Annotated in this window: 10 protein-coding genes; 7 read left to right on the top strand and 3 right to left on the bottom strand. The window is 71.0% G+C overall.

The window, feature by feature from the left end:
- Positions 1 to 65 precede the first annotated feature (65 nt).
- A complete protein-coding gene (locus tag OG470_RS30780) occupies positions 66 to 1,172 on the bottom strand; it encodes an ROK family transcriptional regulator (protein ID WP_328417953.1) in 1,107 nt (368 codons plus the stop codon).
- A 42-nt stretch (positions 1,173 to 1,214) separates the two neighbouring features.
- Here OG470_RS30780 and OG470_RS30775 point away from each other — a divergent pair, with 42 nt between their 5' ends.
- Positions 1,215 to 2,447 carry an MFS transporter gene (locus tag OG470_RS30775; RefSeq protein WP_328417951.1) on the top strand — a complete coding sequence of 411 codons (1,233 nt, stop codon included), beginning with the start codon at positions 1,215 to 1,217 and terminating at the stop codon, positions 2,445 to 2,447.
- A 58-nt stretch (positions 2,448 to 2,505) separates the two neighbouring features.
- Positions 2,506 to 3,285, top strand: coding sequence for an ABC transporter permease (locus OG470_RS30770; protein ID WP_328417949.1), 780 nt, complete (start codon positions 2,506 to 2,508; stop codon positions 3,283 to 3,285).
- An 18-nt stretch (positions 3,286 to 3,303) separates the two neighbouring features.
- Here OG470_RS30770 and katG read toward each other — a convergent pair whose 3' ends face one another.
- Positions 3,304 to 5,487, bottom strand: coding sequence for a catalase/peroxidase HPI (katG, locus tag OG470_RS30765; RefSeq protein WP_328417947.1), 2,184 nt, complete (start codon positions 5,485 to 5,487; stop codon positions 3,304 to 3,306).
- 396 nt (positions 5,488 to 5,883) lie between these two features.
- Here katG and OG470_RS30760 point away from each other — a divergent pair, with 396 nt between their 5' ends.
- The 3 genes from OG470_RS30760 to OG470_RS30750 all read left to right on the top strand — a co-directional run bounded on the left by OG470_RS30760 (position 5,884) and on the right by OG470_RS30750 (position 11,498).
- Positions 5,884 to 9,825, top strand: coding sequence for a ThuA domain-containing protein (locus tag OG470_RS30760; protein ID WP_328417945.1), 3,942 nt, complete (start codon positions 5,884 to 5,886; stop codon positions 9,823 to 9,825).
- 255 nt (positions 9,826 to 10,080) lie between these two features.
- Positions 10,081 to 10,428: a PadR family transcriptional regulator gene (locus OG470_RS30755; protein WP_328417943.1), complete on the top strand. Its 348-nt coding sequence runs from the start codon at positions 10,081 to 10,083 to the stop codon at positions 10,426 to 10,428.
- Entirely contained in the window at positions 10,425 to 11,498 is a 1,074-nt protein-coding gene (locus OG470_RS30750) for a hypothetical protein (RefSeq protein ID WP_328417941.1), read from the top strand. The genes OG470_RS30755 and OG470_RS30750 overlap by 4 nt, the downstream gene beginning before the upstream one ends.
- Before the next feature lie 46 nt (positions 11,499 to 11,544).
- Here OG470_RS30750 and OG470_RS30745 read toward each other — a convergent pair whose 3' ends face one another.
- Positions 11,545 to 12,009 carry a septum formation initiator gene (locus OG470_RS30745; RefSeq protein ID WP_328417939.1) on the bottom strand — a complete coding sequence of 155 codons (465 nt, stop codon included), beginning with the start codon at positions 12,007 to 12,009 and terminating at the stop codon, positions 11,545 to 11,547.
- A 102-nt stretch (positions 12,010 to 12,111) separates the two neighbouring features.
- Here OG470_RS30745 and OG470_RS30740 point away from each other — a divergent pair, with 102 nt between their 5' ends.
- Positions 12,112 to 12,807: a response regulator transcription factor gene (locus OG470_RS30740; RefSeq protein ID WP_328417938.1), complete on the top strand. Its 696-nt coding sequence runs from the start codon at positions 12,112 to 12,114 to the stop codon at positions 12,805 to 12,807.
- Positions 12,804 to 14,135, top strand: a complete 1,332-nt coding sequence (locus tag OG470_RS30735; RefSeq protein ID WP_328417936.1) for a sensor histidine kinase — start codon at positions 12,804 to 12,806, stop codon at positions 14,133 to 14,135. Before OG470_RS30740 ends, OG470_RS30735 begins: the two co-directional genes overlap by 4 nt.
- Positions 14,136 to 14,178: the final 43 nt, after the last annotated feature.

The raw sequence follows: 14,178 nt of genomic DNA, 5'->3' as shown, positions 1-14,178 counted from the left end.
ATGGACGAAGCCAGAGCCAGAGCCAGATCGCGGCGACGGTGACGGTGCCGTGGAAGACGTGGGCCCTAGGCGTGCGGCTGGAGTTGGGCGAGACCCGGAATGCCGTAGTGCTCGTCGAGGACCTGCATGGCAGCGCCCGCGGCCATCACGTCCGCGCCCAGGCTCGACAGTGTGACGTCCGTGGTGAGCCAGTCCGCGCGTCGCACGTCCGCATGGACGGCCTTCTCGACCGCGGCGAGGTAGACCTCCGCGTGCCGCAGCAGGTCTGCGCCCGCCAGCACCACGTGGGCGAGGTCGAGTGTCTGGAGCAGGTTGACGACGCCGACGGCCAGGACGCGGGCCGCGCGTGGGATGTCGCCAGCCTCGGCGGCGTGGCTGTGGACGATCTCCAGGCATCCGTGGCGTCCGCAGACGCAGAGCGGCCCGTCCAGATCGACGACGGTGTGGCCGAACTCTCCGGCGTTGGTGTGGGCGCCGCGGTGGGCGGCGCCGCCCAGCCAGAAGCCTCCGCCGATGCCTGACTCGATCATGATGAGGGCTGCGTCGCCGAACTTTCCGCCGTGCCGCCATGCCTCCGCCGTGATTCCCGCGGTGACCTCCTTGTCGAGATGCACCGGTAGGCCGAGGTGCGCCTCCGCGATCTCGCGCAGCGGTACGTCGTGCCAGTGCCGCAGGCCGTGCGCGTCCCGGACCAGGCCATTCTCGTGGTCCAGTGGGCCGATCATGCCGATGCCCACGCCGGTCAGCCGGTCACGGAGACCGTCGATGCCGGTGATCGCGTCGATGCCGGACTTCAGGGCGTCCAGAAGCTGCGCCGGGGTGAAGTCGCTGGGCAGCGGTCTGACCGCCGAGTGGTGCACGGTGCCGGCAAGGTCGACCAGGACCAGCCGCAGGGTCCGCCGGGCGACGTGGGCACCGATCGCGTACCGGCTGTCGGGGACCAACTCGTAGACGACCGCGGGCTTGCCGATGCCCGGGCGGCGGACGCCGGCGGAACGGATCAGGCCGTCGGCGACCAGGCGGGCGATGACCTTGGAGACCGCCTGCGGTGTCAGGCCGGTGGCGTTGACGATGGTCGACCGTTCGAACGTGCGCACGGTGCGCCCCACCGCCATGACGAGCGCCTGGTTGTAGCCGCGAAGGAACGTCACGTCGGCAGTGGTGCGAATCATCTCACCACCATATTACGCAACGCTGTTGCTAAATTCTCTCCCATGAACGGATTGAGCAGAGGTCGGCGCCTGGCGGCGGTGGCGGCCCTGGCGCTGGGTGGCGTCGCGGTCGGCTTGACGGAGTTCGTGGCGATGGGCCTGCTGCCCGAGATCGCGCGCGGCCTGCTCCCCGAGCAGTACGCCCAGTCGTCGTCGGGCGCGGTGGCCCGGGGTGGCTGGATGATCACCGCGTACGCGCTCGGCGTGGTCGTCGGCGCTCCCCTGATCGCCGTGCTGAGCGCGCGCGTACCCCGCAAGAAGCTCGTGCTCGGACTGCTCGTCCTCTTCACCGTCGGCACGATCGCGTCCGCGATCGCCCCGACGTTCGGCCTGGTGCTGGTGGCGCGATTCGTCGCGGCGCTGCCGCACGGCGCGTACTTCGGAGCGGCCGGCCTGCTCGCGGCGGCCCTGATGGGCCCCGGCAGAGAGGCCCGTGGCTTCGCCACGGTGCTCAGCGGCTTGACCGCGGCCAACGTGGTCGGCGTACCGCTGATCACCCGGCTCGGGCAGGCGGCCGGTTGGCGCACGGCCTATCTGGTGATCGCCGGAGTCTTCCTGCTCACCCTGCTGGCAGTGGTGGCGGTCGTCCCAGAGATCGCCGCCGCGGTGGACGGCTCGCCGGCCGCCGAACTCAGGGCGCTGCGGACCTCGCAGGTCTGGCTGGTCGCGGCCACGGGGGCGGTCGGCTTCGCCGGATTCTTCGCGGTCAACACCTACATCGCCCCGGTCACCACCGACGTTGCCGGCCTCTCGACCACGACGGTGCCGTGGGCGCTGGTGGCGGTGGGCCTCGGCATGACCGTCGGCAACGCCCTGGGCGGCTGGCTCGCCGACCGGGACCTGCGCCGGAGCATGATGGTCGGCTTCATCGCGATGATCGTGAGCATTGCCGCGTTCAGCCTCATGGCATCGACGCAGGTCGGCCTGTTCGTGGGTGCGTTCCTGGTCGGCGCGACCAGTCTCTTCCTCGGCCCGGTCCTGCAGGCGCGCCTGATCACGGTCGCCCCCGGAGCCCAGCTGATGGGTGCGGCCATGAACCAGTCGGCCATGAACATCGCGAACAGCCTGGGCGCTGCCCTGGGCAGCGTCGCCATCGCCGCCGGGCTCGGCTACCTCGCCCCGGCCCGGGTGGGCGTGGTCCTGGCGGTCCTCGGGCTGGGCCTGGCCGCCGCCAGCTTCGCGGCCGAGCGACGTTCACGGGACCCGAAGCCGGAGCCGGTCGCCGTCGCGAGCTGAACCATGCAACGGACAGCACGGCATGGTGATCGCCGATCAACGGCGGAAGACTGCTTTCATGTCCTCGACGATGCTGGTGGTCGGCCCGAAGCTTGGCGTGGCGCTGGTGGTGTTGACCCTCGTGGCGGCGGTCGTCGTGACGGTGGGGGAGTTGGGTCACGGCCGGCAGATCATGGTCGCCGCCGTCCGTGCCGCGATCCAGCTGGGCGCGGTGTCGCTGCTGATCGCGGCCATCGTGGCGTCACTGTGGGCCACGGCCGCGTTCGTGGCCCTGATGTGCGCGGTGGCCACGGCCACCTCCGGCCGACGTGTCACGGGCGGCCGGCGGGGTTGGTGGGCCGGTGCGCCGATCGTCGTGGGCAGCATGCTGGTGGTGGTGGGGCTGCTGTTGGCGGGTCTGGTGCCGCTGCGCGGTATCGCGATCATTCCAATCGCGGGAATCCTGATCGGCGGGGCGATGACGGCGACCTCGCTGGCCGGCCGCCGGGCGCTGGACGAGCTGACCAGTCGGCGCGGTGAGGTGGAGGCCGGCCTGGCTCTGGGTCTGCTGCCCCGGGACGCGGTGTTGCTGGTGTGCCGTCCGGCGGCCGGCCAGGCACTGGTCCCGGCACTGGACCAGACCCGGACGGTGGGCCTGGTGACCCTGCCCGGCGCGTTCGTCGGGATGCTGCTCGGCGGGGCGAGCCCGCTCGCCGCCGGGGTGACGCAGCTGGTCGTGCTCGTCGGACTGCTCGCCGTGGAGGCCGTCGCCGTCGTCCTCACCGTCGAACTGGTCGCCCACGGCCTGCCCCGACCCACCGCGCCACGGCAGGGGCGAGGGCCCCGGTCTCGCTCGTAGGAGCCGGGGCCCATTCCGTCAGGCGATGTCGTACCGGTCCAGGTTCATGACCTTGGCCCACGCCGCGACGAAGTCGCGGACGAACTTGTCCTGCCCGTCGCCACTGCCGTAGACCTCCGCGATGGCGCGAAGCTGGGAGTTCGCCCCGAAGACGAGGTCGACGGCGGTGGCCGTCCACCTGACCTCGCCCGTGGTGCGATCCCGACCCTCGTAGACGTTCTCGGTCGAGGTGGCTGCCTGCCACTCCGTGCCAATGTCGAGCAGGTTCACGAAGAAGTCGTTCGTCAACGTCTGGGGCCGGTGGGTGAGGACGCCGTGGCCTGTCTGTCCCACGTTGGCGTTCAGGGCCCGCATGCCGCCGATCAGGACCGTCATCTCCGGGGCGGTCAGCGCCAGCAGGTTGGCCCGGTCCAGCAGCAGGGTCTCCGGCGACAGTTTCTGTCCGGCTCGCAGGTAGTTGCGGAAGCCGTCCGCCGTCGGCTCGAGCACGGTGAACGACTCCACGTCGGTCTGCTCCTGGGAGGCGTCCGTGCGCCCCGGTGCGAACGGGACCGTGACGTCGTGCCCTGCGGTCCTGGCGGCCTGCTCGACGGCCGCGCACCCGCCGAGGACGATCAGGTCGGCAAGCGAGACCTTCTTCCCACCGGACTGCGACGTGTTGAATTCCTGCTGGATCCGCGCCAGCGTCTGCAGCACCGTGGCGAGCTGGGCCGGCTCGTTGACCTCCCAGTTCTTCTGCGGCTCCAGGCGGATCCGCGCCCCGTTGGCCCCGCCACGCAGGTCGGTGCCCCGGAAGCTCGCGGCCGACGCCCACGCCGTCTGGGCGAGCTGGGAGATGGTCAGTCCCGATGCGAGGAGCGTGTCCTTGAGGGCCGCGATGTCCCCGTCCCCGATCAGCTCGTGATCGACCGGCGGGACGGGGTCCTGCCACAGTTGCGGCTCCGGGACCCACGGGCCCAGGTAGCGCGAAACCGGTCCCATGTCGCGATGCAACAGCTTGTACCAGGCCCTGGCGAACGCGTCCGCGAGCTGATCCGGGTTCTCCAGGAAACGCCGGGAGATCTGCTCGTACGTGGGATCGACGCGCAGCGCGAGGTCCGTCGTCGCCATCATCGGCGCGTACCTGACCGAGGGGTCGTGGGCGGCGGGCACGGCCTGCGCACCGGCGCCGTCCTTCGGACGCCACTGCTTCGCGCCGGCGGGGCTCTCGGTGACCTCCCACTCGAAGCCGAACAGGGTCTCGAAGAAGCTGTTGTCCCAGGTGATCGGGGTGGGTGTCCACGCGCCCTCGAGCCCGCTGGTGATCGTGTCCTTGCCCTTGCCGCTGCCGAAGGTGTTCCGCCAGCCGAGGCCGTTGGCCTCGACCGGGCAGCCCTCTGGCTCGGGACCGAGGTACTCGGCGGGGGCGGCGCCGTGGGTCTTGCCGAACGTGTGCCCCCCGGCGATGAGGGCGACGGTCTCCTCGTCGTTCATCGCCATCCGGCGGAAGGTCTCGCGGATGTCCCGTGCCGAGGCCCGGGGGTCCGGAGTGCCGTTCGGCCCCTCCGGGTTCACGTAGATCAGCCCCATCTGTACGGCGCCGAGACGACCGGCGAGCTCCCGGTCGCCGCTGTAGCGCTCGTCGCCGAGCCAGGTGTCCTCGGGCCCCCAGAAAATCTCCTCGGGCTCCCAGATGTCGTGGCGCCCGAAGCCGAAGCCGAACGTCTTGAACCCCATCGACTCCAGCGCACAGTTGCCGGTGAAGACCAGGAGGTCGGCCCAGGAGATCTTCCGGCCGTACTTCTGCTTGACCGGCCAGAGCAGTCTGCGCGCCTTGTCGAGGTTCACGTTGTCGGGCCAACTGTTCAGCGGGGCGAAGCGTTGAGCGCCATCGCCACCACCGCCGCGACCGTCCTCGATGCGGTAGGTGCCGGCGGAGTGCCAGCTCATCCGGATGAAGAGCGGCCCGTAGTGGCCGTAGTCGGCCGGCCACCAGTCCTGCGACGTCGTCATCACCTCGATGATGTCCCGCTTCAGCGCGTCGACGTCGAGGGTCTTGAACTCTTCGGCATAGTTGAAGGACTCGCCCATGGGGTCGGCCCGGGGTGAGTGCTGATGGAGAACCTGCAGGTTCAGCTGATTCGGCCACCAGTCCTGGTTGCCCCTCGGCCGACTCGGCTTCGGAGTCGGGGCGGGGATTGCGGGGTTCTCGCTCTCAGACACGTCGGTCCTTCTCCTGTCGATCTCCGACCTGCAGCACGTCGTACGTGGACGGCCTGGCGGAACGCATGACGGGTAGTATCGCCCATTTTGTTCTCCAACACATGAAGAATCCAATGGCGCGCCGGAGTGAAGTGTCGGGAGTAGATCCGCGAGTGGCGATCGATACCAGGCGAGGCGTCGGCCCACGCAGGACGGATCACAGGCCCGAAAAACGTAATCTGATCATGCCCGCCGCAGTCGGCCCTGAGCTGCGGAGATAACGCTCTCACGGATGGTGGGAGAGTGCTTGACGCGGCCGTGATCCAGCCGCAACGATGCATTGACACGCATCACCCCCTTCCCACCGCCAGGCGTGATCGGCGCACGCCGTCCCCCCGCACCGCGAAAGGACCTACCGTGCGCAGATCCCTGAGATCGTGGCTCGGCGCCGTGCTGAGCACGATCCTCGTGGTGGGCGGCATAGTCGCCGTGCCACCCACGGCCAGCGCCGCACCGTTCACCGTGCTGGTGTTCAGCAAGACCGCCGGATTCCGGCACGGATCCATCACGCCCGGCATCACCGCCATCCAGCAGCTCGGCGCCGCCAACGGGTTCACCGTCGAGACCACCGAGGACTCGGCCCAGTTCACCGACGCCAACCTGGACCGGTTCGGCGCGGTGATCTGGCTGTCCACCACCGGCGACGTGCTCAACGCCGCCCAGCAGGCCGCGTTCGAGCGCTACATCCAGGGCGGTGGCGGGTACGTGGGCGTGCACGCCGCCTCCGACACCGAGTACGACTGGCCCTGGTACGGCGGGCTGGTCGGGGCGTACTTCGCCTCGCACCCGGCCGACCAGACCGCCACCATCAAGGTCGCCGACCAGGTACACCCGTCCACCGCGACGCTGCCGCAGCGGTGGACCCGGCTGGACGAGTGGTACAACTACCGCGCCAACCCCCGGGGCAACGTGCACGTGCTGGCAACCCTGGACGAGAGCACCTACACCGGCGGGAGCATGGGGTCCGACCACCCGATCTCCTGGTGCCAGAACTACTCCGGCGGCCGGTCCTGGTACACCGGCCTCGGCCACACCGACTCGTCGTACACCGAAGCGAACTTCCGGCAGCACCTGCTCGGCGGCATCATGACCGCGGCCGGCGCGGTCGACGCCGACTGCGGCCCCACCGTCAACAGCAACTTCCAGCAGGTGGAGCTGGCCAAGGGCGCAGCCGAGACCGGCGAGCCGATGAGCCTCACCGTGCTGCCCGACCGGGGCGTGCTGCACACCTCGCGCAACGGCGTGATCCGACACACCGACGCGGCCGGCAACACCAAGGTCGCCGCCACCCTGCCGGTCTACACCGGGGACGAGGAGGGCCTGCAGGGCATCAAGGTCGACCCGAACTTCGCCACCAACCGTTGGGTGTACGCGTACTATGCGCCACCATTGAGCACTCCCGGTGGCGGTGCCCCGGCCACCGGCACGCCGGCCGACTTCGCCGTCTGGAACGGCGTCAACCGGCTGTCCCGGTTCACCGTGAACGCGGACAACACCATCAACCTGGCCAGCGAGACGCTGGTCCTGGACGTCCCGACCAGCCGGGGCATGTGCTGCCACGTCGGCGGTGACATGGACTTCGACGCGGCCGGCAACCTGTACCTGTCCACCGGCGACGACACCAACCCGTTCGACTCGGCCGGGTTCACCCCGATCGACGAGCGGGCCGGCCGCAACCCGGCCTTCGACGCCCAGCGCACCTCGGCGAACAGCAACGACCTCCGCGGCAAGGTGCTCCGGATCAAGCCGAGCGCGGCGGGCGGCTACACCATCCCGGCCGGCAACATGTTCGCCCCGGGAACCGCGCGGACCCGCCCCGAGGTCTACGCGATGGGCTTCCGGAACCCGTTCCGGATGAGCGTGGACCGGGCCACCGGCATCGTCTACCTCGGTGACTACGGTCCCGACGCGGGCACCGCCGACCCGAACCGGGGACCGGCGGGCAACGTGGAGTTCGCCCGGATCGACCGGCCCGGCTTCTACGGCTGGCCGTACTGCACCGCCCGCAACGACGCCTACAACGACTACACCTTCCCGTCCGGCCCGTCCGGGCCGAAGTTCGACTGCGCGGGCGGGCCGGTGAACAACTCGCCCAACAACACCGGCATCACCCAGCTACCGCCGGCCGTCCCAGCGTGGCTCCCGTACGGCGGTTCCGGCTCCCCGCCGGAGTTCACCGGCGGCGGCCTGTCCCCGATGGGCGGCCCGGTCTACCGGTACGACCCGAACAACACCTCCGACGTGGCGTTCCCGCAGTACTACGACGGGACCTACTTCGCCGGCGAGTTCGGCCGCCGCTGGATCAAGAACATCAAGCTCGACCCGGCCGGCCAACCGCTGAAGATCAACCCGTTCCCGTGGACCGGCACCCAGGTCATGGACATGGAGTTCGGCCCGGACGGGGCGCTCTACGTGCTCGACTACGGCACCGGCTGGTTCAACGGCGACGCCAACTCGGCGCTGTACCGGATCGAGTACGCCCGCGAGGGCAGGGCGCCGGTTGCGGTGGTCTCGGCCACCCCGACCAGCGGTACGGCGCCGCTGACGGTGGCGTTCTCGTCGGCCGGCACACTCGACCCGGACGGTGACCCGTTCACCTACGCCTGGGACTTCGACAACAACGGCACCACCGACTCGACGGCGGCGAACCCGAGCTTCACGTACACCACCAACGGGACCCGCAGCCCGACGCTGACCGTCCGGGACACCACCGGCAAGACGGCCACCGCGAGCGTGGTCATCACGGTCGGCAACAGCGCCCCGGTGGTCAGAGTGAACACACCGTTGAACGGGCAGACGTTCACCTTCGGGGACGCGGTGCCGTTCAACGTCACCGTCACCGACGCCCAGGACGGTGCGATCAACTGCGCCCGGGTGAAGGTGAACTACGTCCTCGGTCATGACTCGCACGGCCACCAACTCGGCAGCGTGCAGGGCTGCACCGGGGTCATCCAGACCTCGGCCGACGGCGAGCACGACACCGCGGCGAACATCTTCGGCATCATCGACGCCGAGTACACCGACCTGGGCGGCGGCGGCCAGCCACCGCTGACCACCCACACCCAGGCGGTCCTGCAACCGCGCGTGCGCCAGGCCGAGCACTTCGGCGACTCGTCCGGCATCCAGGTCGTCACCCCGGGCAGCGCGCACGGCGGTTCCGCGATCGGTTACATCGACAACAACGACTGGATATCGTTCCAGCCGTACAACCTGACCGGCATCCAGTCCTTCAGCGCGCGGGCCGGCGCCCCGGCCGGTGCCGGCGGCACGCTGGAACTGCGGGTCGACTCGCCCACCGGGCCGCTGGTCGGCTCGGCCACCGTGGTACCGACCGGCGGGCACGGCACGTTCGCCACGGTCACCGGCGGGGTCACCGCCCCGACCGGCACCCGCACCCTGTTCCTGGTGTTCAAGGGCGGAGGTGGGATGTACGACCTGGACGAGTTCACCCTCTCCACCAGCCCCGGCGGTCCCGGACCCGACCCGGACCCGGATCCTGATCCGGGCACCAACCTGGCCCAGGGCAAACCGGCTCGGGCCTCCAGTTTCGAGGGTGCCTTCGTCGCGGCCAACGCGTTCGACGGCGTGCTCGGCACCCGCTGGGGCAGCGCCTTCAGCGATCCGCAGTGGATCGACGTGGACCTGGGCGCCACGTACAACATCAACCGGGTCAAGCTGACCTGGGAGGCGGCGTACGGCAGTGGGTACCAGATCCAGACCTCGTCGGACGGGGTCAACTTCACCCCGATCCGGACGGTGACCGGCGGCGACGGCGGGGTGGACGACCTGACCGGGCTGAGCGGCTCCGGCCGGTACGTCCGGCTCACCGGCACCACCCGGGGCACCGCCTGGGGCTACTCCCTGTTCGAGTTCGAGGTGTACGGCGGCACCGGCGGCCCGACCGGCCCCGGTACCAATCTGCTGTTGAACAAGCCGGCGCTGACCTCCAGCAACGAGGGGGCCGACGTGCCCGGCGCTCAGGCGGTGGACGGCAGCCTCACCACCCGCTGGTCGAGCGCGTTCTCCGACCCGCAGTGGATCCGGGTCGACCTCGGCAGCCCCACCGCGATCGGCCGGGTCAAGCTGAGCTGGGAGACGGCGTACAGCAGCTCGTACATCATCCAGACCTCGAACGACGGCACCACCTGGAGCAACGTGAAGACGGTGACCGGGGCCGACGGCGGCGTGGACGAGCACACCGCGCTCGGCGCCAACGGTCGCTACCTGCGGATCTACGGCACCGCCCGGGGCACCCCGTACGGACACTCGCTCTGGGAGTTGGAGGCGTACGCCAGCTGAACCACCACCGATGACGTGGCCGGCACGGAGCATCCCCGTGCCGGCCACCGTTCAGCTGCTGGGGAAGTCGTTGTGCACGCCGCCCGAGTCGTGGAAGGCGGTCCGACCGGTGTCGCGCAGCCGGTACACGCGGTCGGCGGCGCGTAGCGGCTGGTGACACCTCACGCTGTAGTTCAGGCCGCAGATCCTCGGGCAGGGTCCTGGAAGCAAGACTTTGACTTTGTATATACCGATAGCCGGTATATTCTCCTCGGTATGACCGAGAGTCCACTCCGGGAGCCGACGTTCCTGGTGCTCACCGCGTTGGCTGAGTCACCCAAGCACGGCTATGCCGTCATCGAGGACGTTCTACATATCTCCGATGGTCGGGTGCGACTGCGTGCGGGCACCCTCTACGCCGTTCTCGACCGGCTCCGGGCTGACGGCCTCATCGAGGTCGAGCGCGAAGAGGTGGTGCAGTCCCGGTTGCGCCGTTACTACCGGCTCACCGCCCTGGGGGCGCGTCGGCTCGCGGATGAGGTCGCCCGCCTGCGACACAACGCTGACGCCGCCAGCGTGCGGCTGCGCCGTGGTGGCCTGCGGATCGAGGGGGGCACGGCGTGAGCAGCGACGACCTGGAGCGTCGATACCGGCGGCTGCTGGCCGTCTATCCGTGGGAGCACCGTCGAGCGTACGAGGACGAGATGCTGGCTGTGCTCGTCGCCGGCGCTCGACCGGGCCAGCGACGGCCCTCCGCCGGTGACGTGCTGAATCTGGTCGGCGCCGGGCTTCGGGCTCGGCTGCGGGTGGGCGCACGGGGGTTCACCGAGTCGGCTTGGGCGGACGCGGCGGCGGTAACGGGCCTGCTGATCGGGCTTGTCCTGCTCGCTCTTGCCGGGAGATCGCTGCTCGACCAGAGCATCCGGGATCCGAATCTGCCGCCGGGGTTCCGGCCGGGCAGCCCCGACCTGGTCGACTGGCTGCAGGTGGTCGGCTGGGCGGGTGTCTGCGTGGCCGCGCTGGTCGGGTTGCGCTGGATTGCCGCCGCTCTGGCCTGGGTTGGCGTGATCGGCTGGGGCGTGCTGGTCGCCCCGCAGGCCGGCGGCAATCCGACGTACGTGGTGGACACCCTGCCGCAGTTCGCGCTCGCCGTGGTGGCGGCCGCCGCGCTGACCGTGCCAGTGCCGCGTTACCGGTTGTTCGCGCTCCTGGGCGTACGCCGGTTGGTGGCACTGCTGCTCGCGCCGGCCGCGATTGTCGCGCTGTTGGAGATCAACCGGGTGACCAGTCCCACGTTCGACCCGGTCGACGGGGCGTCCTACCAGGTCTTCTACGGCATCGAGGCCAGCAGCGAACTGGTCCTCTGGCTCTACGTCGCTGGTCTGGGGGTCGCCGCGCTGGCCATGCTTGTCGCGCTGGCCACGCTCGCCCCCGGGGTACGCCGACGGATCGTCGTCATGCTCCTGCCGGTGGCGGCACTCGCCCTGGTGATCGACGGCGCTCTCGCCGGCTGGGCCACCTCCACGATGCACATGGGACACGTCATCCCCCTGGTGCCAGCGCAGTGGGCGATGCTGGTTCTCGTCCCACCGGCGACCTTCCTGGCCGGGGCACTGCTCGTCCGCCGTCGAGAGGAGACGCTGCGCATGGTCGCCCTGGGCAGGGCCGCAGATCGCGAGTGGCCGGCGGGTTAGTAGGCGCGGTGGCCCCAACCTTTCAGGGCGCCGACCTGCGGCGACGTCAGTCGTCGGCGACGGCCACCGGCTCCGAGCCGATGCAGCGCACCTTCAGCTCGTACTCGCCGGCCGACCCCTCGAACTTGACCTCGACGTCGTCGTCCGGGCCCCGATCCACGTCGCGGACCCGGTAGCCCTGCGCGGGAGCCCAGGAGACGAGGCGTACCCCGCCGGCGCCGCACTCGGCCACGGCCGTGCCGCCCGTGGTGGCGAACCCCCGGCGGACCCCGGAGCTGGCGGTCGGCGCGGCGCTCGCCGTGCCCGGCGTGGACGGTGCGGCGTCTGTCGTGCTGGCGGGCGCCGGCTCCGGCGAGGCGAGTGCCCGTTCGATTTCCGCCTCGCTGCGCACCCCGCCTGGGGTTCCGGTGATGCTCTCACCCACCAGACGGATCGCGCCCAACCCGATCAGGGTGGCCACGGCGGCGGTGGCCACCCACCCGGTGGCGACGAGGATCGAACGACGGCCCATCCCCTGACTATCCCCGATCCATGGTTGTGGCCGGCACATCCGGACGCTAAGGCAGGGTTAACGCGCGCCCCGGCCCTGGCCGCAGCGGCTAGCCTGCCACCTGTGGCCCGCCTGCTGCTCATCGAGGACGACCTGACGATCCGTACGCCGCTGATCCGGGCATTACGGGAACGCGGGCACGCGGTTGCCGCCGCCTCGACCGCGATGGCCGGGCTCCGCGACGCGCTGGACGACCGGCCCGACCTCGTCGTGCTCGACCTGGGCCTGCCGGATCTGGACGGGCGGGAGCTGCTGCGGATGCTGCGCGCGGTCAGCTCGGTGCCGGTCATCGTGGCCACGGCCCGCGACGACGAGACCGAGATCGTTCGGGTCCTCGACGCGGGCGCCGATGACTACGTGGTCAAGCCGTTCACCGCGGCACAGCTCGACGCCCGCGTCCGGGCGGTGCTCCGGCGGGCCCCTTCCGGAGCCGATGCGGCGGACCCGTCGCTCGTCGTGGGAGGGCTACGGATCGACCCACGCGCCCGGCAGGTCACGCTGGAGGGGGCGGCGGTGGAGTTGACTCCGCGCGAATTCGACCTGCTGCACCATCTCGCCGGTCGGCCGGGTCAGGTGGTCACCAAGCGTGAACTGCTCACCGAGGTGTGGCAGATCCCGTACGGCGGCGCCGACAAGACGGTCGACGTGCATTTGTCCTGGCTGCGCCGCAAGCTGGGCGAGAGCGCCGTGCAGCCCCGCTACCTGCACACCGTACGCGGCGTCGGGGTGCGGCTGGAGGCACCGGGGGAGCAGCGGTGAGGGCGCGCCTCGCGCTGCTGGTCGCCGCGGTCAGCGTGCTCACCCTGATCGCGTTCCTGGTGCCGCTGGCACTGCTGGTCCGCACCGTCGCCGAAGACCGTGCCACGGTCCGGGCCACCGCCGACGCGCAGAGCCTGGTGCCGGTGGTCGGCACCGCCGACGCGGCGACCATCCGGCTCACCGTCGAGCAGCTCGCCGCGGAGTCCGGCCGGCCGGTGAGCGTCTTCCTGCCGGACGGCACGGTGCTCGGCGCCCAGATACCCCGTACGCCCGCCGTGGCGCTCGCCGAGCGAGGGCAGAGCCTCACCGGCGAGTCGGCGGCCGGCCGGGAGGTGGTCATCGCGGTGCAGGGCAGGGCGGACGGCACCGGGGTGATCCGGACCGTGGTCCCGCGCGACGAGCTGACCAGCGGGGTGACCCGGGCCTGGCTGGTGCTGGCCCTGCTCGGAGTGGTCCTGGTGCTGATCGGGTTGGCCGTCGCTGACCGGCTGGCGCGCACCTTGGTCCGGCCGATCAGCGAACTCTCCGCGGTGTCGAACCGCCTGGCGAACGCCGAGCTGGACGCCCGGGTGGTGCCGGCCGGCCCGGCGGAGCTGCGCGAGGTGGCCGGCGCGCTCAACCACCTGGCCGGCCGGATCCAGGTGCTCCTGCTACAGGAACGTGAGCAGGTCGCCGACCTGTCGCACCGGCTGCGTACACCGTTGACGGCGTTGCGGCTGGAGGCGGAGTCGCTGCGCGACCCGGACGACGCGGCCCGGATCACCGCTGCCGCCGACGGGCTCGAACGGGCGGTCACCGGACTGATCCGGCAGGCCCGGTGGCGCCGCCCGCCGGCGGGAGCGGTCACCGCGGACGCCGCGACGATCGTGGGTGACCGGGTGGCGTTCTGGTCGGTGCTGGCCGAGGACACCGGCCGTGCCGTCACCCTCGACCTGGCGCCCGGCCCGCTTCCCGTCGGTGTGCCCCCCGACGACCTGGCAGCGGCCGTGGACGCCCTGCTCGGCAACGTCTTCGCGCACACCCCCGACGGCACGCCCTTCGCCGTCCGGCTGGCCCCGGAGGCCGGTCAGGTGCTGCTCACCATCACCGACGAGGGCCAGGGGATGCCGGCCGGGGCGGTCCGGCGGGGCGCCAGCGCGGCCGGGTCGACCGGCCTCGGCCTGGACATCGCCCGGCGCGCTGCGCAGGCCGGCGGCGGACGGCTGGAGCTGCGTACCGGGCCGGGAGGCGGGGCTCAGGTGCTGCTCCGGCTCGGACCGCCGCTGCCGCAGCAGCGGCCGACAGACAGCGGGTCCGGGCCGGACGAGAACGGCTTAACCCGGCCTTAGCCTCTGGACAGCGCGGCACTATCCCGATCCGGCCGATCCTCAA

The sequence above is a fragment of the Micromonospora sp. NBC_00389 genome, assembly GCF_036059255.1.
Lineage (GTDB): Bacteria > Actinomycetota > Actinomycetes > Mycobacteriales > Micromonosporaceae > Micromonospora.
Note: the sequence above shows the minus strand (reverse complement) of the source record. Positions and strands in the feature narration are given on the sequence as shown.